The organism is Streptomyces sp. A1136, assembly GCF_004795055.1.
Classification (GTDB): domain Bacteria; phylum Actinomycetota; class Actinomycetes; order Streptomycetales; family Streptomycetaceae; genus Streptomyces.
In genome coordinates this window covers 18,762-40,624 of record NZ_SSBJ01000039.1, presented here as the reverse complement: position 1 = coordinate 40,624, position 21,863 = coordinate 18,762, and the positions used below count along the sequence as shown (strand labels likewise).

Annotated in this window: 22 protein-coding genes and 1 pseudogene; 4 read left to right on the top strand and 19 right to left on the bottom strand. The window is 72.5% G+C overall.

Annotated features, from left to right (window positions below):
- The first annotated feature begins 92 nt into the window (after positions 1–92).
- Positions 93–659, top strand: a complete 567-nt coding sequence (locus E6R62_RS30065) for a DUF1697 domain-containing protein (RefSeq protein WP_136216647.1) — start codon at positions 93–95, stop codon at positions 657–659.
- 56 nt (positions 660–715) lie between these two features.
- On the top strand, positions 716–1,717 hold the full coding sequence (locus tag E6R62_RS30060) for a ketopantoate reductase family protein (RefSeq protein ID WP_136216646.1): 1,002 nt from the start codon (positions 716–718) through the stop codon (positions 1,715–1,717).
- 144 nt (positions 1,718–1,861) lie between these two features.
- Here the strand turns inward: E6R62_RS30060 and E6R62_RS30055 are convergent, their stop codons facing one another.
- The 15 genes from E6R62_RS30055 to E6R62_RS29990 form a co-directional block, all read right to left on the bottom strand.
- Complete coding sequence (locus E6R62_RS30055; protein WP_136216645.1) at positions 1,862–2,620, bottom strand: sirohydrochlorin chelatase; 759 nt, start codon at positions 2,618–2,620, stop codon at positions 1,862–1,864.
- Between the two features lie 5 nt (positions 2,621–2,625).
- Positions 2,626–3,516 (bottom strand): ABC transporter permease, encoded by an 891-nt coding sequence (locus E6R62_RS30050; RefSeq protein WP_136216644.1) that lies wholly within the window; start codon positions 3,514–3,516, stop codon positions 2,626–2,628.
- Positions 3,503–4,294: an ABC transporter ATP-binding protein gene (locus tag E6R62_RS30045; protein WP_136216643.1), complete on the bottom strand. Its 792-nt coding sequence runs from the start codon at positions 4,292–4,294 to the stop codon at positions 3,503–3,505. Before E6R62_RS30045 ends, E6R62_RS30050 begins: the two co-directional genes overlap by 14 nt.
- 34 nt (positions 4,295–4,328) lie before the next feature.
- Positions 4,329–5,453, bottom strand: a complete 1,125-nt coding sequence (locus E6R62_RS30040) for an aliphatic sulfonate ABC transporter substrate-binding protein (protein ID WP_136216642.1) — start codon at positions 5,451–5,453, stop codon at positions 4,329–4,331.
- A gap of 215 nt (positions 5,454–5,668) precedes the next feature.
- On the bottom strand, positions 5,669–7,015 hold the full coding sequence (locus tag E6R62_RS30035) for a sulfate adenylyltransferase subunit 1 (protein WP_136216641.1): 1,347 nt from the start codon (positions 7,013–7,015) through the stop codon (positions 5,669–5,671).
- A 2-nt stretch (positions 7,016–7,017) separates the two neighbouring features.
- Positions 7,018–7,953: a sulfate adenylyltransferase subunit CysD gene (gene cysD, locus E6R62_RS30030; RefSeq protein WP_136216640.1), complete on the bottom strand. Its 936-nt coding sequence runs from the start codon at positions 7,951–7,953 to the stop codon at positions 7,018–7,020.
- Positions 7,950–8,495 (bottom strand): adenylyl-sulfate kinase, encoded by a 546-nt coding sequence (gene cysC, locus E6R62_RS30025; RefSeq protein ID WP_136216639.1) that lies wholly within the window; start codon positions 8,493–8,495, stop codon positions 7,950–7,952. The genes cysD and cysC overlap by 4 nt, the downstream gene beginning before the upstream one ends.
- A 35-nt stretch (positions 8,496–8,530) precedes the next feature.
- A complete protein-coding gene (locus E6R62_RS30020; protein WP_136216638.1) occupies positions 8,531–9,232 on the bottom strand; it encodes a phosphoadenylyl-sulfate reductase in 702 nt (233 codons plus the stop codon).
- The gene (locus tag E6R62_RS30015) at positions 9,229–9,408 is read right to left on the bottom strand and encodes a hypothetical protein (protein WP_136216637.1); all 180 of its coding nucleotides are present in this window, start codon (positions 9,406–9,408) and stop codon (positions 9,229–9,231) included. The genes E6R62_RS30020 and E6R62_RS30015 overlap by 4 nt, the downstream gene beginning before the upstream one ends.
- Positions 9,405–11,102 carry a nitrite/sulfite reductase gene (locus tag E6R62_RS30010; protein WP_136216636.1) on the bottom strand — a complete coding sequence of 566 codons (1,698 nt, stop codon included), beginning with the start codon at positions 11,100–11,102 and terminating at the stop codon, positions 9,405–9,407. The genes E6R62_RS30015 and E6R62_RS30010 overlap by 4 nt, the downstream gene beginning before the upstream one ends.
- A 222-nt stretch (positions 11,103–11,324) precedes the next feature.
- Positions 11,325–11,408 carry a putative leader peptide gene (locus E6R62_RS42265; protein WP_312847410.1) on the bottom strand — a complete coding sequence of 28 codons (84 nt, stop codon included), beginning with the start codon at positions 11,406–11,408 and terminating at the stop codon, positions 11,325–11,327.
- Positions 11,409–11,543: 135 nt separating this feature from the next.
- Positions 11,544–12,221 carry a hypothetical protein gene (locus E6R62_RS30005; protein ID WP_136216635.1) on the bottom strand — a complete coding sequence of 226 codons (678 nt, stop codon included), beginning with the start codon at positions 12,219–12,221 and terminating at the stop codon, positions 11,544–11,546.
- 191 nt (positions 12,222–12,412) lie between these two features.
- Positions 12,413–12,976, bottom strand: a complete 564-nt coding sequence (locus E6R62_RS30000) for a GNAT family N-acetyltransferase (protein ID WP_136216634.1) — start codon at positions 12,974–12,976, stop codon at positions 12,413–12,415.
- Positions 12,977–12,988: 12 nt separating this feature from the next.
- Positions 12,989–14,263: a GAF domain-containing protein gene (locus tag E6R62_RS29995; RefSeq protein WP_136216667.1), complete on the bottom strand. Its 1,275-nt coding sequence runs from the start codon at positions 14,261–14,263 to the stop codon at positions 12,989–12,991.
- A 315-nt stretch (positions 14,264–14,578) separates the two neighbouring features.
- Positions 14,579–16,222 (bottom strand): acyl-CoA dehydrogenase family protein, encoded by a 1,644-nt coding sequence (locus E6R62_RS29990; protein ID WP_136216633.1) that lies wholly within the window; start codon positions 16,220–16,222, stop codon positions 14,579–14,581.
- A gap of 17 nt (positions 16,223–16,239) precedes the next feature.
- Between E6R62_RS29990 and E6R62_RS29985 the strand changes: the two genes are divergently transcribed.
- Together E6R62_RS29985 and rsgA are read left to right on the top strand one after the other, a co-directional pair.
- Positions 16,240–17,364, top strand: a complete 1,125-nt coding sequence (locus tag E6R62_RS29985; protein ID WP_136216632.1) for a YihY/virulence factor BrkB family protein — start codon at positions 16,240–16,242, stop codon at positions 17,362–17,364.
- A 264-nt stretch (positions 17,365–17,628) separates the two neighbouring features.
- Positions 17,629–18,780: a ribosome small subunit-dependent GTPase A gene (gene rsgA, locus E6R62_RS29980; RefSeq protein ID WP_136216631.1), complete on the top strand. Its 1,152-nt coding sequence runs from the start codon at positions 17,629–17,631 to the stop codon at positions 18,778–18,780.
- A 24-nt stretch (positions 18,781–18,804) separates the two neighbouring features.
- Here rsgA and E6R62_RS29975 read toward each other — a convergent pair whose 3' ends face one another.
- From E6R62_RS29975 to E6R62_RS29960, 4 genes and pseudogenes are all read right to left on the bottom strand, one after another.
- Positions 18,805–19,197: a PPOX class F420-dependent oxidoreductase gene (locus E6R62_RS29975; protein WP_136216630.1), complete on the bottom strand. Its 393-nt coding sequence runs from the start codon at positions 19,195–19,197 to the stop codon at positions 18,805–18,807.
- 69 nt (positions 19,198–19,266) lie between these two features.
- Positions 19,267–19,847 (bottom strand): annotated as a pseudogene (locus E6R62_RS42080) (AMP-binding protein).
- Positions 19,848–20,199: 352 nt separating this feature from the next.
- Entirely contained in the window at positions 20,200–20,682 is a 483-nt protein-coding gene (locus tag E6R62_RS29965) for a DUF456 domain-containing protein (protein ID WP_136216629.1), read from the bottom strand.
- Positions 20,683–20,706: 24 nt separating this feature from the next.
- Positions 20,707–21,684 carry a helix-turn-helix domain-containing protein gene (locus E6R62_RS29960; RefSeq protein WP_136216666.1) on the bottom strand — a complete coding sequence of 326 codons (978 nt, stop codon included), beginning with the start codon at positions 21,682–21,684 and terminating at the stop codon, positions 20,707–20,709.
- Positions 21,685–21,863: the final 179 nt, after the last annotated feature.

Sequence of the window (21,863 nt, the reverse complement as noted above, 5' to 3'; positions counted from 1 at the left end):
CACGGCCGTCGAGGGCGGCGCGCGACAGGCCGCGGACCTCATCGGGGCCGAACGCCCCGACCGCTGTCGGTGGGGCGTCCTATCGTTGGGGCATGAGCCCAAAGCCCACGGAGCGTACGACCTACGCCGCCCTCCTCCGCGGAATCAACGTCGGCGGGAACAAGAAGGTCCCGATGGCAGAGCTGCGCGCCGTCATGGAGCAGCTCGGCCACGGCGACGTCCGGACGTACCTGCAGAGCGGCAACGCCGTGTTCAGCAGTAGGGAACGCGAACCCGACATGCTCGCCCGCGCACTGGAGGCCGCCATCGAGGCGCACTTCGGCTTCCGCGTGCCCTGCCTCGTCGTGGACGGCCGCCACCTGCGCGCCGTGGCCGACGCCTGTCCGTTCCCGGCCGCGGAACTCGAAGGCAGGCAGCTCCACGTGACGTTCCTGTCCGCGCAGCCCTCCCCGGAGCGCTACGCCGGCATCGACGCGCGGGCGTTCCTCCCCGAGGAGTTCCGCCTCGGCGACCGGGTGGTCTACCTCTACGCGCCGGGCGGCCTCGGCACCTCCAAGCTGGGCGAGGTGCTCCACAGACCGGCCCTCCTCAAGGGCCTCGACGCGACGACCCGAAACTGGAACACCGTCGTCAAGCTGGTCGAGCTGACCGGGGACTGACCTGACGGCCACCCGGGCCGAACCCGTCGTGCGCGGCGTGTGTCAGGCTCGCAGCCATGCGATACATCATCATCGGCGCCGGGGCGATCGGCGCGACCATCGGCGGACGGCTCGACGGAGCGGGCCTGGACGTCGTACTCGTCGCCCGGGGCGCGCACGCGCGGGCGCTCGCGGCGGACGGGCTGCGGCTCACGACGGCCGGGGGAGAGCGGCTGCACCGGATGCCCGTCGTCACCGACCCGGCGGAACTCGGTGAACTGCGGCCCGACGACATGCTGTTCCTCACCGTGAAGACGCAGGACGCGATCGCGGCGCTCGACGCGTGGGGGGACGCGGAGGTCGCCGGAGGCGGCACGGCGGCGCAGCGCCTGCCGGTGCTGTGCCTGCAGAACGGCGTGGAGAGCGAACGGCTGGCCCTACGGCGCTTCGCGCGCGTGTACGGGGCGTGCGTCTGGCTGCCCGCCACCTTCCTGGAGCCGGGTGCGGTCTCGGCGCTGTGCGCGCCGCTGACCGGCATCCTGCACCTGGGCCGCGCGGCCGGGGGAACGGACGCGCGGGTCCGGGCGATCGCCGCCGACCTGGAGAAGGCGGGCTTCGGGGCGGCGGTCGTCGAGGACGTCATGCGATGGAAGTACGCCAAGCTGCTGGGCAACCTCGGCAACGCGATCCAGGCGACCACGGGTCCCGATCCGGCTCCGGCGAAGGGGGCGCTGCTGCTCAGGGCGATCCGCGAGGCGAAGGCGGTTTTCGGGGCCGCCGGGATCGCCCATGCCTCGGAGGCCGAGCAGTCGGCGGCCCGGGACGGCAAGGTCGAGCAGCCGGCGGGGGTGCGGGGCGGGTCGTCGTGGCAGAGCCTGGCCCGGGGGACGGGGTCGATCGAGGCGGACTACCTCAACGGTGAGATCTGCCTGCTGGGGCGGTTGCACGGGGTGCCGACGCCGGTGAACGAGACCCTGCGCCAAGCGGCGAACATCTTCGCGCGGGAGGGGCTGCCGCCGGGATCGATGTCGATCGAGGACCTGACGGCCCTGACCGACGAGGCGGCGGCACGGGCCTAGGGGGTCGGACTCCGCCAAGCCCCCTTTGCCCGCGTGGCGTGCGTGCCCGTCCGGGGCCGTAGCCGGGCCGGGGTGGGCTCCGAACCGGCCCCCCTTTTTTGGCGCCGGGCGCGCCGCTCGGCTGCCGGCCGGCTCGGGTCGGGGTCAGGCCGACAGGGGGAGGGAGGCCAGGGGGGAGGCGGTCGCGTCGTAGCGGTGGAGGAGGAGGCGGGCCAGTTCGGGGGCCGCGCCGAGGACGGGGGCCACGAGGTCCGCGCCCGCGGCCTCCGCGCCCGCCGCGATGCGGTCCGGGAGGCGGCCGGGGGCGATGACGTACGGGGCCACGACCACGCGTCGCAGGCCCTCGGCGCGCAGCGCCCGTACGGCGTCCTCCGTGCGGGGCAACGAGGCGGAGGCGAACGCAGGCCGCACGGCGCACCAACCGGTGTGCCGCCACTCCCGCGCGATTTCAGCGATCACTGCGATCGCCTCCGGGTCCGATGAGCCGGCCGCCGCGAGCACCACACCGGTGCCGGCGCGGTCCGCCGGGGTGAGGCCGGCCTCGCGGAGCCGACGCTCCAGGGCCGCCGTCAGCAGCGGCGACGGGCCGAGGACGTCCGCGACCCGGACCGTCAGGCCCGGGAGGCCGGCGACGGCCTCCGCCAGCACCGCCGGGATGTCCGTCTTGGCGTGGAACGCCCGGGTGAGCAGGAGCGGGAGTGCCACCACCTCCCGTACCCCCGACCGGTGGAGGCGGGAGAGGACCTGCGGCACGGACGGGGCGTCGAACTCCAGGAACGCCGTCTCCACGCGCAGCCCCGGCCGCTGCGCCCGGGCGCGCCGGGTGAGGGCGCGCACGGTCGCGGCGTGCCGCGGATCGCGGCTGCCGTGGGCTATGACGAGGAGGACGGGGGCGCGGAACACGGGACTCAGCTCTTGACCAGCAGGCCGCGGTTGCGCAGCACCCACCGCTCGACCGGGCTGAAGATCAGCAGGTCGATGGCGATGCCGACGATGAGGATCAGGAAGATGGCGAGGAAGACACCCGGCATGTCGATGTTGTTCCGGCCGTTCTCCAGCAACTGCCCGAGACCCAGCCCCAGGTCGGGGGAGGACGCGATGATCTCGGCGGCCATCAACGAGCGCCACGAGAAGGCCCAGCCCTGCTTCAGACCGGCGAGGTACCCCGGCAGCGCTGCGGGCAGGACCACGTGCCAGGTGCCCCTGAGCCCCGTCGCGCCCAGGGTGCGACCGGCCCGCAGGAAGAGCGGCGGGACCTGGTCGACGCCGGAGACGAGGCCGTTGGCGATGGACGGCACCGCCCCGAGCAGGATGACGGCGTACATCATCGAGTCGTTCAGACCGAGCCAGATCACCGCCGGCGGCACCCACGCCACCGAGGGCAGGGACTGGAGTCCGGACAGGATCGGGCCGATGGCGGCGCGGACGAACCTCACCCGCGAGACCAGCAGGCCGAGGGGGGTGCCGATGGCCAGGGCGAGCAGGAAGCCGAGCAGACCGCGCGAGACGCTGGTCCAGATGACCTCCAGCAGGGTGCCCTTGAGCCACATCTCGGTCAGGCCGTCCCACACCGCGGACGGCGAGGGCAGTTTGGTCTGGTCGGCGACCTGCGTCGAGACGAGGACCTGCCACACCACGAGGACCAGGCCGACGGCCACGGCCGGCGGAAGGATCTTCTTGAGGAGCACCTCACGGACCGGGGTGCGGTGGGTCTGGACCGCGTCGAGCGCGTCCAGGCCGGCCTCCAGGCCCGCCAGGTCGTCGCTCTTGGCCTTCGGGGCGGTTTCAGTGCTGGCCATGGCGGCGGATCTCCCCACGCAGGTGTTCAGTGATCTCCAGGGACAGCTCCGCGACGTCCGCGTCCTCGATGCGGCGCGGCTGCGCAATGTCCACGGTCCATTCCTTGGCGATCCGGCCGGGCCGCGAGGACAACAGGACCACGCGCTCGGCCAGACGCACGGCCTCGCGGACGTTGTGCGTGACGAACAGGACGGAGACGCCGGTCTCCGCCCAGATCCGGGTCAGCTCCCCGTGCAGCACGTCCCGGGTGATGGCGTCCAGCGCCGCGAACGGCTCGTCCATCAGCAGCAGTCGGCTGTCCTGGGCCAGGGCCCGGGCCAGGGCCACGCGCTGGCGCATGCCGCCCGACAGCTCGTGGACGCGCTTGCCGTACGCGCCGCCGAGCCGCACGAGCTCCAGCAGCCGCTCCGCCTCCGGCTTGCGGTCGGCCTTTGCCACGCCGCGCAGCCGCAGGGCCAGTTCGATGTTCTTGCCCGCCGTCAACCAGGGGAACAGCGCGTGTTCCTGGAACATCAGTGCGGGGCGGCCGGCGGTCTCGATGCGGCCCGCGCTGGGCTTGTCGAGTCCGGCGACCAGGTTGAGCAGGGTGGACTTACCACACCCCGAGGCCCCCAGGAGGGTGACGAACTCTCCCGGAGCGACATCGAGGCTGATGTCGTCCAGGACGAGCTGCGATCCGGCCGGGCCGGGGAAGGACTTCGAGACGTGCTCGATGCGCGCGGCGTGCGTCCGCTCCGCTACCGCGCCCTCGGCAGCCTTGGCAAGCGTGGTGGCCATGGTCGTCACCTCCTGGGGGATTCGGGTTACGGACTTACTTGACGCCGAGACCGGCGTCGGAGACCTCGGGCTTGCCGGCCGCCTTGAGCACCTTGTTCAGCAGCGTCAGGTCGTAGATGCCGGTCAGGTCGGGCTGCTCGATGAGCTTGGCCTTGACCGCCCAGTCGGACTCCGTCTTGAGGGTGCTCGCCAGCGGGTCGTCGGTGACGAGGATGCTCGGCCACGCCGGGTCGATGACCTTCGCGTCGAGCGGCTTGCCGCCGTCCGCCGCCAGCTTCGCGTTGGCGGAGGCCTTCGCCTTCTCCGGGTTGGCGTTGATCCACTCGTTGGTCTTCACCGTGCCCTTGAGCACGGCCTCGACCACGTCCGCGTGCTCCTTGAGGAACTTCTGCGACACGACGACGTTGGTGATCACGAACTTCTTGTCGGGCCACAGGGAGGCCTCGTCGAGGAGGACGGAGCCGCCCTCCGAGACGAGCTTGGAGGCCGTGGGCTCCGGCACCCAGGCACCGTCGATCGAACCCTGCTTGAACGCGTCCGGGGTGACCTTGTTGTCCGTGCGGACGACGGAGACGTCGCCCTTGCCGGACTCCGGGTCGACCGACCAGCCCTTCTGGGAGATCCAGTTGAGGAACGCGACGTCCTGCGTGTTCCCCTTCTGCGGGGTGGCGATCTTCTTGCCCTTGAGGTCGTCCAGGGTCTTGATCTTGTCCGGGTTCACGACCAGCTTGACGCCGCCCGAGGCGGAACCGGAGATGATCCGCAGGTTCTGGCCCTTGGACTTCACGTAGCCGTTGATCGACGGCGAGGGGCCGATGAAGCCGATGTCGAGAGAGCCACCGTTGAGGGCCTCGATCTCGGACGGACCGGCGTTGAAGGTCTGCGGCTTGACGGTCGTGCCGCCGAGCTCCTTGGCGATCAGGCCTTCCTGGAGACCTACCAGGGCGGTGGCGTGCGTCAGGTTCGGGAAGTACCCGATGCGCACCTCGGAGGCGGAGAGCTTCTTGGTGTCCGCGGCGGGCACGGCGGCCGGCTTGGCGTCGTCCTTCGCCTGCGAGCCGTAGCCGCAGGAGGCGAGGCCGCCGATCAGGAGCGGGAGGGCGGCGGCGACTGCGCCGCGGCGGAGGGCCTTACGGGTGGTGGTACCGGTGGCAGGCACGGGAGGGCTTCCTCTCGGGGCGCCGTGGGATCACGGCGCGGGTCTTCGTCTGCTGAAGCAGGGCGGGCGGAGCTCGTGGGGGGCGTGGGCGCGCGGGCAGTGCGCGTACGTCATCGCGCACATCGCGCCATCCCTCCCTGGCCGCTGCCGAGGTGGCCGCTGCCTACGCGGCCGCCCTCCTTGGCGAAGGTCGAGTAGATGTCGGCGAGCATGGGTCAGAAGTCCCATCCGTCGTCGTCGGCCGGGACGGCCTCGGCCTCGTCGGCGTGGGCGGCGAACGCCTGGCCCGCCATGCCGGCCGCCAGGGTGGTGCCGTCCGCCGGGTCGATCAGCAGGAAGGACCCGGTGCGGCGCGAGTCGGCGTACGAGTCGAGAGCCAGCGGCTCCGCGGTACGGACGACGACACGGCCGATGTCGTTGGCGACCAGCTGCCCGGGCTCCGGGTGCTGGGACAGGTCGTCCAGGGTCAGCCGCGAGGGGATCGCCTTGACGATCGCCTTGACGGTGCGCGTGGTGTGCTTGAGCAGCACCCGGGCGCCGACGGCCAAGGGCTGGTCCGCGACGTGGCACACCGTCGCCTCGACGTCCTGGGTGGTGGCCGGGGCGCTCGCGGACGGGGCGATCAGGTCACCGCGCGAGATGTCGATGTCGTCCCGCAGCCGCAGCGTCACCGACTGCGGCGCCCAGGCGATGTCGACGCTCTCACCGAGCGCGTCGATGCCCTCGATGACCGAGGTGCGGCCCGACGGCAGGACGGTGACGGCCTCGCCGACGCGCAGCACGCCGGAGGCGATCTGCCCCGCGTAGCCGCGGTAGTCGGGGTGCTCGGCGGTCTGCGGCCGGATCACGTACTGGACCGGGAAGCGCGCCGGGCAGGCGGTCAGGTCGTGGCTGACCGGGACGGTCTCCAGGTGCTCCAGCACCGTCGGGCCGCCGTACCAGTCCATGTGCGCCGAGGGCTCCACGACGTTGTCGCCGGCCAGGGCCGAGATCGGGATCGCGGTGATCTCGGGGACGCCCAGGTCGGAGGCGTACGCGGTGAACCCTTCGGCGATCTTCGCGAAGACCGCCTCCTCGTAGCCGACGAGGTCCATCTTGTTGACGGCGAGGACCACGTGCGGGACGCGCAGCAGGGCCGCGACGGCCGCGTGCCGGCGGGTCTGCTCGATGACGCCGTTGCGGGCGTCGACGAGGACCACGGCCAGGTCGGCGGTGGAGGCGCCGGTGACCATGTTGCGGGTGTACTGCACGTGCCCCGGGGTGTCGGCCAGGATGAACCGACGCCGGGCGGTGGCGAAGTAGCGGTACGCCACGTCGATCGTGATGCCCTGCTCCCGCTCGGCGCGCAGGCCGTCGGTGAGCAGCGCGAGGTCGGGGGTGTCCTGACCGCGCCGGGCGGAGACGGCCTCCACGGCCTCCAACTGGTCGGTCAGGACCGACTTGGAGTCGTGCAGGAGGCGTCCGACCAGCGTGGACTTGCCGTCGTCGACGGAACCGGCGGTCGCGAAGCGCAGCAGAGTGGTCGCCGCGAGGTCGGCGAACTGCTCGGTGGTGGAGGTCATGTCTAGAAGTACCCTTCGCGCTTGCGGTCTTCCATCGCGGCCTCGGACATCTTGTCGTCGGCGCGGGTCGCGCCCCGCTCGGTGAGGCGGGAGGCGGCGATCTCGGTGATCACGGCGTCCAGCGTGGTGGCGTCGGAGTCGACGGCACCCGTGCAGGACATGTCACCGACGGTGCGGTAGCGGACCAGCCGCTTCTCGGGGGTCTCGCCCTCCTTGGGGCCGCCCCATTCGCCGGCCGTCAGCCACATCCCGTTGCGCTTGAACACCTCGCGCTCGTGGGCGAAGTAGATCTGCGGCAGCTCGATGCCCTCGCGGGCGATGTACTGCCACACGTCCAGCTCGGTCCAGTTCGACAGCGGGAACACGCGCACGTGCTCGCCCGGGGCGTGGCGGCCGTTGTAGAGCTGCCACAGCTCGGGGCGCTGGCGGCGCGGGTCCCACTGGGAGAACTCGTCGCGCAGGGAGAACACGCGCTCCTTGGCCCGGGCCTTCTCCTCGTCGCGGCGGCCGCCCCCGAAGACGGCGTCGAACTTGAGCCGCTGGATCGCCTCCGTCAGCGGGACGGTCTGGAGGGGGTTGCGCGTGCCGTCCGGGCGCTCGCGCAGCTTGCCCGCGTCGATGTACTCCTGGACGGAGGCCACGTGCAGCCGCAGACCGTGCTCGGCGACCGTGCGGTCGCGGTACTCCAGCACCTCGGGGAAGTTGTGACCCGTGTCGACGTGCAGGAGCGTGAAGGGCACCGGCGCGGGCGCGAACGCCTTCAGCGCCAGGTGCAGCATGACGATGGAGTCCTTGCCGCCGGAGAACAGGATGACCGGCTTCTCGAACTCGCCCGCGACCTCGCGGAAGATGTGCACGGCCTCCGATTCGAGGGCGTCGAGGTGGGACAGCGCGTAGGGAGCGTCGGTCCCGTCGTGCAGGTGGGCGACGGTCGTCATGCCAGACCCCTCTCGGTGAGCAGCGCGTACAGGGCCGAAGCCGACTCCCGCACGGACTGCGTGTGCGACTCGATCCGCAGGTCCGGGGAGTCCGGAGCCTCGTACGGGTCGTCGACCCCGGTCAGACCGGAGATCTCGCCCGCCGCCTGCTTGGCGTACAGGCCCTTGACGTCACGCTCGGAGCAGACCTCGACCGGGGTGGCCACGTGGACCTCCAGGTACGCGGTGCCCTCTGCGGCGTGCCGCTTGGCGACGGCCTCGCGGCTGTCGGCGAACGGCGCGATCACCGGCACCAGCGCCTTGACGCCGTTGCTCGCGAGGAGTTCGGCGACGAAGCCGATCCGCTGCACGTTGGTGTGCCGGTCCTCCCGGCTGAAGCCCAGGCCGGCGGAGAGGAACTCGCGGATCTCGTCGCCGTCGAGGACCTCCACGCGGTGGCCCTCGGCGCGCAGCCGCTCGGCCAGCGCGTAGGCGATGGTGGTCTTGCCCGCGCTCGGCAGCCCGGTCAGCCACACGGTGGCGCCCTGGTCGCTCACGCTCATCGTTCTCGTCTCCGTCGGTTCTTCGATGTCTGTCATCAGCCGTGCAGTCCGCACTCGGTCTTCGCCCGCCCGGCCCACCGGCCGGCCCGTGCGTCCTCGCCCTCCGCCACGCGGCGGGTGCAGGGGGCGCAGCCGACGGAGGCGTAGCCGTCCGTCAGCAGCGGGTTGGTCAGCACGCCGTGCTCCGCGACGTACGCGTCCACGTCGTCCTGCGTCCAGCGGGCGATCGGCGAGATCTTGACCTTCCGCCGCTTCTCGTCCCAGCCGACCACGGGGGTGTTCGCCCGGGTCGGGGACTCGTCGCGGCGCAGGCCCGTCGCCCACGCCTCGTACGCGGTCAGGCCCTCTTCCAGCGGCTTGACCTTGCGCAGGGCGCAGCACAGGTCCGGGTTCCGGTCGTGCAGCCGGGGACCGTACTCGGCGTCCTGTTCGGCGACGCTCTGGCGCGGGGTGAGGGTGATGACGTTGACGTCCATCACGGCCTCGACCGCGTCGCGGGTGCCGATGGTCTCCTCGAAGTGGTAGCCGGTGTCGAGGAAGACCACGTCCACGCCCGGGAAGACGCCGGACGCCAGGTGGGCGACGACCGCGTCCTCCATCGAGGAGGTGACGGCGAACTTCTCGCCGAAGGTCTCGGCGGCCCAGGTGAGGATCTCCGACGCGGAGGCGTCCTCCAGGTCGCGGCCCGCCTGCTCGGCCAGCGCCTTCAGGTCCCTGTTCTCCCGAGTCGTCGTCATATCTCTTCCCCTCCGGGCTGATCGGACCGAACACCCCGGGCCAGCAGCCCGAGGTACTTCAGCTGGAAGGCTCGGTTGCAGGCCCGGCATTCCCAGGCGCCGTGACCCGTCTCGTGCGGGAACAGGTCCTCGTCGCCGCAGTACGGGCAGTAGAACGGTGCGGCGCGCTCGCTCATGTCAGGCTCGCGTCGCTCGCGCGGCCGACCCAGGCGGCGAAGCGCTCGTCGCCCTCGCGCTCCTCCTGGAAACGCGTGACGACCCGCTCCACGTAGTCCGGCAAACCGGCGGCGGTGACCTTGAGACCGCGGACCTTGCGGCCGAAGCCGGCCTCCAGGCCGAGCGCACCGCCGAGGTGGACCTGGTAGCCCTCGACCTGGTCGCCGTTCTCGTCCAGGACCAACTGCCCCTTGAGACCGATGTCCGCCACCTGGATACGGGCACACGCGTTCGGGCAGCCGTTGATGTTGATGGTGAGCGGCTCGGCGAAGTCCGGCAGGCGGCGCTCCAGCTCGTCGATCAGCGAGGCGCCGCGCGCCTTCGTCTCGACGATGGCCAGCTTGCAGAACTCGATGCCGGTGCACGCCATCGTGCCGCGGCGGAACGGCGACGGGTTGACCCGCAGGTCCAGCGCCTCCAGCGCCGCGACGACCGAGTCGACCTGATCGGCCTCGATGTCGAGGACGATCATCTTCTGCTCGGCGGTGGTGCGCAGCCGGCCGGAGCCGTGCTGCTCGGCCACATCCGCGATCTTGGTCAGGGTGGCGCCGTCGACGCGGCCGACGCGGGGCGCGAAGCCGACGTAGAACTTGCCGTCCTGCTGCCGGTGGACGCCGACGTGGTCGCGCCACTGGCCGCTGGGCTGCTCGGGCGCGGGGCCGTCGGTCAGCTTGCGCTTCAGGTACTCGTCCTCCAGGACCTGGCGGAACTTGGCCGGGCCCCAGTCCGCGACCAGGAACTTCAGGCGGGCTCGGGTGCGCAGCCGCCGGTAGCCGTAGTCGCGGAAGATCGAGATGACGCCTTCGAACACGTCCGGGACCTCGTCGAGCGAGACCCAGGTGCCCAGGCGCACGCCCAGCTTGGGGTTGGTCGAGAGGCCGCCGCCGACCCAGACGTCGAAACCGGGGCCGTGCTCGGGGTGGTTCACGCCGACGAAGGCGACGTCGTTGATCTCGTGCGCCACGTCGAGCAGCGGGGAGCCGGAGACCGCGGACTTGAACTTGCGGGGCAGGTTGGAGAAGTCCTTGTTGCCCACGATGCGGCGGTAGATCTCGTCGATGGCGGGCGTGCCGTCGATGATCTCGTCCTCGGCGATGCCGGCGACGGGCGAGCCGAGGATGACGCGGGGGCAGTCACCGCAGGCCTCGGTGGTCGACAGGCCGACGGCCTCCAGGCGGCGCCAGATCTCCGGGACGTCCTCGATCCGGATCCAGTGGTACTGCACGTTCTGGCGGTCGGTGAGGTCGGCCGTGCCGCGCGCGAACTCCTGCGAGACCTCGCCGATGACGCGCAGCTGCTCGGTGGTCAGCCGGCCGCCGTCGATGCGGACGCGCAGCATGAAGTACTTGTCGTCCAGCTCCTCCGGCTCCAGGATCGCGGTCTTGCCGCCGTCGATCCCGGGCTTGCGCTGGGTGTACAGACCCCACCAGCGCATGCGTCCGCGCAGGTCGTTCGGGTCGATCGAGTCGAAGCCCGTCTTGGAGTAGATCGTCTCGATGCGTGTCCGCACATTGAGACCGTCGTCGTCCTTCTTGAACTGCTCGTTGCCGTTGAGGGGGGTGTGGTGCCCGACGGCCCACTGACCCTCACCGCGGTGACGGCCGGTCTTGCGGCGCGCGGCGGCGGCTGCGGGCGTTTCGGGGGTGGCGGCCATGGCGGTACGTCCTTCTTCGGCGGCTCAAGGCAAGGGCAGGGGGAGCGGCGGCGTGACCCCTGCACGCTGAGCAGGTGTGGCCGAGGGCCGTGCCGGGTCCGGTTGTGCCGGTGGGCAGGGCGGAATTCAGCCGTCAGGGGGCTTGCGGAGGCCGTGCGGCCCCGGGGTCGACGCGTCCGCGGCAGCGGGGACGGCGGCGATGTGCGGCGGTTGCTGGTTCCGTCAGCGCGCCGGACAGATGGCGCTGGACATGCGGCCGAGGTCGACGTGCCGCCGACTCACCAAGGCAATTCCAGCTCCATTCATGGCGGAAGCGTGGCATGGCGCGATTGGAGGAGTCCACTACTGTCCACGATCCGGACGAAGTCGTCTCGTATCGTGGTACGGCGTGACGGGCGTCACGCCCGAACGGCCTCGGAGCCCCACCCCTGTGGGTTTCGGTCACCCGCCGGGGGCGGGTGACGGCGTCGCGGGGGCGACGTGCCGGAAGGGCATCGAGGTCTCGACACCCGCCGCCGAGGGCCCCTCGTCCCGCAGTCTGCCGAGCTCCCGGCCCGCCGGGGCCGTGGGGGGAGCGGAGGGGATCGAAGACGCGCCGGGGGGTACCGCGCCGTAGAACCCGCTTGAGACCACCCCGGCCGTGATCTCCAGTGGGGGCTGGGGGCGCGGCACATGGACGACGGCCCTCCACTTTCCGCTGCGCCGGTCGACCTGTGCAAGTTCGGCCGGCCACCCCGAACGCTCATCGGGTCGTCTGACCATCGCGAAGACGGTGGAATCGGGGTCGAGCCCGGTGACCGTCCCCTCGAAGTCGACGAGGACGGCCGGCGCGGGCGCGGCGGGATCGTCGTGCTCCCAGGCCCGGTGGATGCTCACCGAGGGCCCCTCGTCCGGGGCGGGCGTGGGCTCGGGTCGCGGCTCTCCCGGTGTCCGGGCGATGAGCGCCACGACGACGGCGGCCGCGGCGGTGACCAGGGCGCCCAGCAGGCCCTGCCAGCCGTGCAGCCTGGCGAACCCCGTACGCCCGCCGGCGGCGGCACCGGAACCCCGCGGTGGTCGCGATTCCTCGGAGGGCTCGCCGTCTTCGTCGGCCGGCTCTGGTGGAGGTGCGGCACTCATGACCCTCGCCCTACGTTCGACGGAAGCCCAGCATGCGCACAGGCGGCGCGCGCCCCTGGTGCACCGCGCCGCCCCGGGCGGGGCGAGTACCCCGACCGGTGGCACCCTCCCCGGCCGGGGACCCACGCGCACGGCCGGGGACCCACGCGCACGGCCCGGCCGGAGCCCGGCCGCGTGCGCCTCGTCGGCGTCTACGCGCCCGGCCAGGGGCCCGGCGTCGGGGTGGCCTGCTTCTCCTCCGTCTCCGTCCGGAAGACCTTGAAGCCGCGCCGCAGGTAGTTGTCCATGGCGGTCGGCCCGTCCTGGCTACAGGTGTGCACCCACACCCGGCGGGTGGGCGCGAGCTGCGGCCACCGCCGCGCCAGGTCCCACGCGCGGGCCGTGCCGAACGACAGCAGGTGCCCCCCGATCCGGCGGCCGCGGAAGTCCGGGAGGAGACCGAAGTACACGATCTCCACCACACCCTCGGGCTGCGGGTCGAGCTCGACATAGCCCGCCGGCGTGCCGCGCTCGTACGCCACCCACGTCTCCACCCCGGGCCGTCCCAACTGTCCCACCCACTGCGCGCGGGTCAGCGACAGCCGGTCCGTCCAGTGGATGTCCCCGCCCACCGAGGCGTAGAGGAACCGGCTGAACTCGGGCGAGGGCACTTCGGCCCGGGCGATCGTGATCTCCGGGCCGGGTACGGACGCCGGTACGAGGTCGTCCGGCGAGGTCATTTCCAGGGACCAGGTGGTCAGGGTGAACGTGCTCATGCGGCCAGGGAATCACATGCCGTCCGCGGCCCCCCGGGCGCCCGTCCCGCCCTGACGGGCCCTGACCACCGCCGGCGCCGTGGAATGCGGGAGCAACTGCGCGGGGACCGCCGGACGGACCAGCTCCACCTCCACGTCCTGTGCGAAGCGGTACGGCCGGTGCGTGAGCACCCCGGCGAGGTGGCGGCGCACCCGGGACATCTCCGCGCGGACCGTCACCGTCCGGCTCGGGTCCCCGAACAGCTCGGCGGCGAGTTCCGCCGCCGAGCGCCCGCGCGGGCTCTCGGCCAGCAGGAACAACAGCTCGGCGTGGCGCGGGCTCAGCTCCAGCGACCAGTTGCCCGCCGCCCCGTACACCGTCGCCGTCCACGACCCGGCCCTGCTGAGGTCCAGAACCACCCGGCTCGCCGCCCCAGCGCCGGCGCGCGACTCCTCGACCCGCAGCAGCCAGCCGCCCGGCAGCGGCTCGACCGCGCAGTGGCCCAACTGCGGCACCCATACCCGTCCCGGCCCGAACCCCTTCGGCAGCGGGACCCGGTCGGCCGGGGCCAATCCCGTCACGGCCGCCGTCCAGCCCTGCGGGTCCACGGCCATCGCCCGCCCCGGCAGCCGCGCCAACAGCGGGGCCGCGACCGCGCGCAGCCGTTCCAGGGACTCCAGGTGCCGGATGCGCAGCTCCCGCTCGGCGAGCCGGGCCACCGAGGTCACCCAGGCCAGCGTCGCCGGGTGCATGGTGGCCAGCGGGCCGCTGACGTCCACCACCCCCAGCAGGCGGCCGTCGCGGGGGTCGCGCACGGGGGCCCCGGCGCAGGTCCAGTCGTGATGGCTGGAGACGAAGTGCTCCGCCGAGAACACCTGCACGGGCCGCCGCGTCACCAGGGAGGTGCCCACCCCGTTGGTGCCGACCACCCCCTCCGCCCAGTCGGCGCCCACCGCGAACCCCAGCCGGTCGGCCCGGCGCAGGATCGAGGAGTGCCCCTCCCGCCACAGCAGCCGCCCGTCGGCGTCCGCGACGACCATGATGTGCAGGGCCTCGTCCAGCGCCGGCAGCAGGCCCTCGCGCAGCACCGGGAGGATCTCCCGCAGCGGCGACACCTGCCGCCGCTCCTCCGTCTCGGCGGCCGACAGCAGCCGCGAGCGCGCGTCGCGGTCCGGGTGCACCCCGCCGGCCAGCATCCGTCGCCAGGACTCGGCGATCTCCGGACGCGGGGCGGCCGGAAGGCGGGCCCCGGCCAGCGCGGCCGCCCGTACTCCCTTGAGCACACGCGCCGCCTCCCGCGCGTCCATGGCGGAGATGCGCGCCACATCGACCGTGCTGCCTGCGGTGTCGGCCACCGGAACCTCCCCGTGAACAGCCAAGGGGCTGGCTGTGTGACTGCTTCGACCGGTTCGACCGGTTCGACCGGTGAAGGGTTGCAACGGTCTGCAACCCTCGCCAATCTCCGGTCGCCCGACCGAAACTATCGGCACGCCGCCGAGCGGCGTGACAGCTCCTTCCTCGGGGCTTCTCGGACCAGGGGCGGCGCCGAGTCGGCGCGGCGCCGCCCCCGGTTCGGGGTCGGCGGGCACGGATCTTGGCGCGGAGCGGTTTGGGGACCGTTCCTAGCCGGTGATCCGGGCCCGTTCCACCACCGCACGCAGGTCCAGGCCGTACGGCAGCGTCCCGAAGGCCGTACCCCAGTCGCCGCCGAGGCGCGAGGCGCAGAACGCGTCCGCCACCTGCGCCGGGGCCCACCGCACCAGCAGCGACCCCTGGAGCACCAGGGCCATGCGCTCCACCACCCGCCGGGCGCGGCCCTCGATGCCCTCCAGGTCCGCGAGGTCCGTCAGCAGGTCCTTGATGGCCGCGTCCAGCCGGTGATCGGCGCCCCGGGCCAGGCCGACCTCCCGCAGGAACGCGTCCAGCGCCTGCGGCTCCCGCTGGAGGGCGCGCAGCACGTCCAGGGCCTGCACATTGCCGGACCCCTCCCAGATCGAGTTCAGCGGGGACTCGCGCAGCAGGCGCGGCAGGCCCGACTCCTCGACGTAGCCGTTGCCGCCCAGGCACTCCAGCGCCTCCGCCACCATCGGCGTGCACCGCTTGGTCACCCAGTACTTCGCCGCCGGTACCGCGAGACGCAGGAAGGCCCGCTCCTGCTCCGTACCGGCGTCGTACGCGGCCGCCAGGCGCAGGGTCAGCACGGTCGCGGCCTCCGACTCCAGGGCGAGGTCGGCCAGGACGTTGCGCATCAGCGGCTGCTCGACGAGCCGTGCTCCGAAAGCGGAGCGGTGCTCCGCGTGGTGGACGGCCTGCGTCAAAGCCTGGCGCATCAGCGACGCCGAACCGATCACGCAGTCCAGCCGGGTCGCCGCGACCATCTCGATGATGGTCCGGACCCCCCGCCCCTCCTCGCCGACCCGTCGCCCCCACGTCCCGTCGAACTCCACCTCGCTCGACGCGTTCGACTTGTTGCCCAGCTTGTCCTTGAGCCGCTGGATCGCGAAGACGTTGCGGGTCCCGTCCCCCAGCACCCGAGGCACCAGGAAGCACGTCAGCCCCCCGGGAGCCTGCGCCAGCACCAGGAAACCGTCCGACATCGGCGCCGAGCAGAACCACTTGTGCCCGGTCAGCACGTACTCGCCGGACGCGTCCAGCGGCTTGGCCACCGTCGTGTTCGCCCGTACGTCGCTGCCGCCCTGCTTCTCCGTCATGCCCATCCCGAAGAGCACGCCGGCCTTCTGTGCCGGGGGCCGCAAGCCCTCCTCGTACACGTGCGAGGTCAACCGGGGCTCCCACTCGGCGGCCAGCTCCGGGTCCGTGCGCAGCGCCGGCACCGCCGCGTGCGTCATCGAGACCGGGCAGCCGTGCCCCGACTCCGCCTGCGACCACAGGAAGAAACCCGCCGCGCGGCGCAGGTGCCCGGCCGGACGCCCCCACGCGTCGGTCAACCCGGACGTCACCGCGTGCCCCAGCAGCCGGTGCCACGCGGGATGGAACTCGACCTCGTCGATCCGGTTCCCGTACCGGTCGTGCGTACGCAACTCGGGCGGATTCCCGTTCGCCTGCGCCCCCCAGAGCTGGGCCTGCTCAGAGCCGGTCGCGAGCCCCAGGGAGGTGAGCTCCTCCCGTACCTCCCCGAGGAGCGCGACGGGAGCGCCCGCCAGGTGCCGCTCGACGCCCTCGGTCAGGGCCTGGTCGCCGGAGTAGGCGTTGTAGCCCACAAGGGGCGGAGCCTGATTGGTCACTGTGTGGGTGGTGGCTGCCATGCGGATACCGTAAGGACGTGCAGCCAGCAAAAGAAACACCCGAGCGGATCCCGGGGCGGCCGGGACGGCTCCACCGCGCCCGCGCGCTCTATCGCAACGTCTCCAAGCGCAAGATGGGCTGGCTGCTGCTCAAGGACACCGTCAACTCGTGCGTCGAGTACCGCATCCTGGGCCTCGCCGCCGAAGCGGCCTTCTTCACCCTCCTCTCCCTCCCGCCGCTCTTCGTGGGCCTCCTGGGCCTGATCGGGTACGTGGACGGCTGGACGGGCGGCACCTTCGTCGCCAGCATCGAGGAGAACATCCTGGGGGCCGTCGGCACGGTCCTGTCCGACCGGGGCGTCAGCGAGATCGCGAAGCCGATGCTGGACGACGTGACCCGGGGCGGCCGCCCCGACCTCATCTCGATCGGCTTCGCCTTCGCCCTGTGGTCGGGATCGCGGGCCGTCAACGTCTTCATCGACACCATCACCGTGATGTACGGCCTCGACGGACAGCGCGGCATCGTCAAGACCCGGCTGCTTGCCTTCCTGCTGTACGTGGTCGCGCTCGTGATCGGCGCGATCGTGCTGCCGCTGATGGTGGCCGGCCCCGACGCCGTGGTGCGGTGGGTGCCCTGGAGCACGGAGGTGATCGCGGTGCTGTACTGGCCGACGGTCACGCTGCTCTCGATCGTCTTCCTGACGACGCTCTACCACGTCTCCGTGCCCGTGCGCTCGCCGTGGATCGAGGACGTGCCCGGTGCGCTCGTCGCGCTTGCCATGTGGGTGCTCGGCTCGTTCCTGCTGCGTATCTACCTGACCAACGCCGTCGAGGGGCCGACGATCTACGGGTCCCTGGCCGCGCCCGTGGCCGTGCTGCTGTGGATCGGGGTCTCGGCCTTCGCCGTCCTCGTCGGCGCGGCCGTCAACGCGGCCATCGACCGCGTCTGGCCCTCGCTGGCCACGGCGGCGGCGCGCGAGGCGAACGAGCGGATGAGGGAGGCGGAGGCCGCCCGACTGGTCGCTCGGGCGGCGGCCTGGCGGGCGCTGGCCGAGGGGGAGTCCGAGGACGACGAGGACGCCGGAATGCCCTCGGAGTTCCCCGAGCGCTGGTCGAACTTCCTGCCTCCGGACGACTATTCGGCGCGCCTGCGCAAGCACTGACGGCGGACCGTCGCGAACGGGCCGGAAAAGAGTTGGCGTTGCCGGAAGCGACGTTGTTACGGTGAGCCCGTTCCCGCCGCACGCCGGGGGAACGGCCAGTTCGTGCATGACCCGGAGGTGAGTCCATTGATGACTGTCGTGACGCAGGGCGCTGCCCGCACTCGGAAGACCGTCAATGCCACCCCCGTGGCCTCCGGCTGACCACGTACCTCTCCGCGCGCCGCCGAGCGCGCGCTGCCGGGGCCACCCTGTGAAGGGTTCCCCTTGTCTTTCCCCGCTTCCCCCTCTTCCCCTTTCTCCTCCGACTCCTCCGCGGTCTCGTCTCCCGCGCAGGGGTGGGCCGAGTCCGGCCTCGCCGCCTTCGGCTGGGACGACGCCTGGGCGGCCGAGTTCGCCCCGTACGCGACGCGGGGCCTGCTGCCCGGCCGGGTCGTACGCGTCGATCGGGGCCAGTGCGACGTCATGACCTCGGACGGGGTCGTCCGCGCCGACACCGCCTTCGTCACCCCGCACGACCCGCTGCGGGTCATCTGCACGGGTGACTGGGCCGCCGTCGAGCCCGCCGGGAACCCCCGCTACGTCAAGGCGTACCTGCCGCGCCGGACCGCCTTCGTACGGTCCACCTCCTCGCAGCGCTCCGAGGGGCAGATCCTCGCCGCGAACGTCGACCACGCGGTCATCGCCGTCTCCCTCGCCGCGGAAGTCGACCTGGGCCGGATCGAGCGCTTCCTGGCACTCGCCTGGGAGTCGGGGGCGCAGCCGCTGGTCGTCCTGACCAAGGCGGACCTCGTACCCGACCCGACGGTGCTCGCCCACCTCGTCCGCGACGTGGAGACCACCGCCCCGGGCGTGCAGGTGCTGACCGTGTCCTCCCTGACCGGCGAAGGCACGGACGTGCTGGCCGCGGTCGTGTCGGGCGGCACGAGCGTGCTGCTCGGCGTCTCGGGGGCCGGGAAGTCGACGCTGGCCAACACGTTGCTGGGCGCCGACGTCATGGAGGTCCGACAGGCCCGGGAGGTCGACGGCAAGGGCCGGCACACCACGACGACGCGCAACCTGCTGGTGCTGCCGGGCGGCGGCGTGCTGATCGACACCCCGGGGCTGCGGGGCGTCGGACTGTGGGACGCGGAAGCGGGCGTCGGGCAGGTGTTCTCGGAGATCGAGGACTACGCCGCCGACTGCCGATTCCACGATTGCGCGCACGTCGCGGAGCCGGGGTGCGCGGTGTTGGCGGCGGTGGAGTCGGGGGCGCTGGCGGAGCGGCGGCTGGAGAGCTACCGGAAGTTGCTGCGGGAGAACCAGCGGATCGTGGCCAAGACGGACGCGAGATTGCGGTCGGAGATTCGGCGGGACTGGCGGATGAAGTCGGCCGAGGGCCGGGCGAACTATTCCGCGAAGCGGGGCGGCCGGGTCTGAGCGGGCCGGGGTGGGGGCAGGGGCTCAGGTGTCGGTCGGGTCCAGGCCCCAGGCGACGACGTGGGTCGGGTGGATGCGGATGACCTCCGGGCTGAAGTGGGGGCCCAGGGCGTGGGTGCCGACCTCCAGGGTGGCGTGACCGCGGATCTCGATGCCGCGTACGCGCCACGGGCGCGTGCCCACCAGGTCGTCGACGACCAGCGACACCTTCGGGTTCGCCCGTAGGTTGCGCCACTTCTTCGTCGTGCCCATCGACGCCCCGCCGACCAGGATCGTGCCGTCCTCCTGCGGAAAGAAACCCACCGGGTTCGCCTGCGGCTGCCCGGTGGGGTCCACCGTGGCCAGCCGGCCCAGCCGCTGGGAGCGGAGGTACGACAGCTCCGCCTCGCCGAAACCCTCGAAATCCGTGGTCGTCATACCGGCAGCCTCGCACCCCGGCCGCGACTTCGCACCGGAGACCACGCCCCTCGGCTCCCCGTCCGCCGGTCACGGGCCGTCCCCGGTGCGGCCGGTCACCTCCAGATCGCCGTCCGGGGTGCGCCGGGCGAGTCGGCCGGTGCGGAGGTGCCCGTCGGCGGTGAAGGAACGCGCGTCGAGGTCGGGCGCCCGGTAGTAGCCGCGCGGCGTGCAAGGACCGCGGACGAGGAGTTCGCCGGGCTCCCCGTCCGGCAGGTCCTTGCCGTCGACGTCGACCACACGGATCTCGTCGTCGGGCGAGAGCGGGCGGCCCTGCGTGGTGAGCGCGGTCGTGGCGGACGCGGTCTCGTCCGGATCGGCCGACCGGGTCAGGGTGAGCAGCCCCTCGGCCATGCCGAAGACCCGCTGGACGCGACAGCCTCAGGCCGTTCGGCGGTCGCCCGGTCCACCGGCGCGCCGACGACCTGCACCAGGCGCAGGCTGCTCGACTCGGACCGGGCCGTGGGAGGGGCTGCCGGCCAGAGCCGGGCGACAGCGGAGGGCACCGACGTGACGGTGACCCGCTCGCGGTCGATGACCGCCGCGCACGCGGTGGGCCCCGGGTCGTCGACCAGGACGACCGTGCCGCCGACGGAGAGGGTGCCGACGATGCCGGGGCCTCCCCACGCGAAGGTGAAGTCCCCCCGGGCCAGGGTGTGCAGCCGGCGGGCATCGGTGCCATTCGCCTCTCCCCGTGCCGGTCCCGCGCCTCTCTCCGTGCCGGTCCCGTCGACGCGGCCCCCGTACGCACGGGCCCGTCCCGCGCCTCGGCCCGGCGGGTGCCTCCCGCCGACGCATCCAACCCGTCAACGCGCCCGGCGGCAATGCGCTTTCCGGACCACGGGCGCCGCCGTCCCTCGGCGGAAGGTCCAATGAGCCCGGCCGGCCGGGAGGAACGTCCGGGCCGACGGGGCCTGTTGTCCCGGTCGGTGGCAGCCGCGCCGAGCGTCGCGCGCAGGCCTCCTAGGTGCGCAGCACCGCGCCCACCCAGGCCGCCGTCACCACCAGGCAGGCGAGCAACTCCACCAGTACGCTCGTCCCCACCGCCCGCATCACCGCCCGGACCGACGCGAGGGCCTCGCCGTGGGAGCCCAGGCGCCGGCGTTCGCTCAGGTAGACGCCGCCCACGAAGCCCGGTACGGCTCCCACCACCGGGATCAGGACGAAGCCGAGCAGTGCGCCCGTGCCCGCGTACACCACCATCCGGCGGTGGACGCCCACTCCCCGCAGCCGACGGGGCGGCAGGAGCCAGATCACCACCTGCACCACCAGGAACAATCCCGTCGTGGCCACCAGCAGCACCCACGCGACCGACGAGCGCTCGTGCAGGGCCCACCACATCACGGCGGCCCACACCAGCCAGGTCCCCGGGACGCCCGGGACCATGACCCCCAGCAGCCCGAGCAGCAACACCAGCCCCATCAGGAGCAGCTGAGGCAGATCCATCTGCTCAGCGTGACCGAACAGTACCTATCGGGCCACCCAGCCCCGCTCGTACGCGTACCACCCCAGTTGCAGCCGTGTCGTCACTCCGGCGAGTTCCATCAGGCCCTTGACCCGGCGCTGCACCGTGCGCAACCCCAGCTCCAGGTGCTTCGCCACACTCGCGTCCGTCATCCCCGCCAGCAACAGGCTCAGGATCTCCAGGTCGGTGGCGTCCGGGGTGTCCAGGGCCTGCTCCGCCGAGCCCGTCGCGCCCAGCCGCAGCGGCAGCGCCTCCCGCCACACCGCCTCGAACAGACCCGACAGGGACTGCAACAACCCCGACGCGTGCACCACGAGGGCCGTCGGCTCCGCGCCCGGCGCCGTCAGCGGCACCATCGCCAGACTCCGGTCCGCGATCACCAGCTTCGTCGGCACCCGCGGCGTGACCCGGACGTGCTCGCCGCGCGCCAGCGCCGTCGTCGCCTCGCGGATGCCCGTCGTCTGGGTCAGTACTTCCCGCTCGATGACGACCCGGTAGGACACCCCCCGGACGACTGCCCGCTCCTCCGCCTCGTTCTCCGAGCCCGTCACCACCTCCGGGCGGCTGTCGACCAGCGCGCACACCTCCTCCACCGCCCCCAGCTGGAGTTGCACGAACCGGTGGGCGACCGCGCTCGCGCCCGTCACCACCTCCACCAGGTCGTGCACGGCGGGCTCGGAGGCCTCCGCCCGGTACTCCTGCGCCAGCAGCGCCGCCGCCAGCTCCGCCCGCTCCAGTTCGTGCCGCTGCTGGGTCAGCAGCGCCCCGAGCGCCACTCCGGGCGGGGCCGCCACCCAGCGCCCCGGGCGGGCCGAGGACTGCGCCGCCAGGCCGTGGCGTTCCAGGTGCCGCAGCGCCCCCTCGGTCTGCCGCACCGGCAGCGACAGACGGTGCGCGAGATCGGGCACCTCCGCCGCGCCCAGCGCCACCAACGCGCGGTACGCCGACTCCTGACCCTCGTCCAGGCCTATCGCACCCAGCAACCCGTCCACCCACCCCTTCGTACCGTTCCTGGCGGGAAGCGGCCACGGCACGAACCCGCCGCCGACATCATCGCCGCACCACCCCGCCCTCTGCCAAGGTGAGGGCACCGAAGTAGAACATCCGCAGGCCACGAGCCCACTCCAGCGGGAGCCGGCCGTCGCCACCGAGGCGGACACAC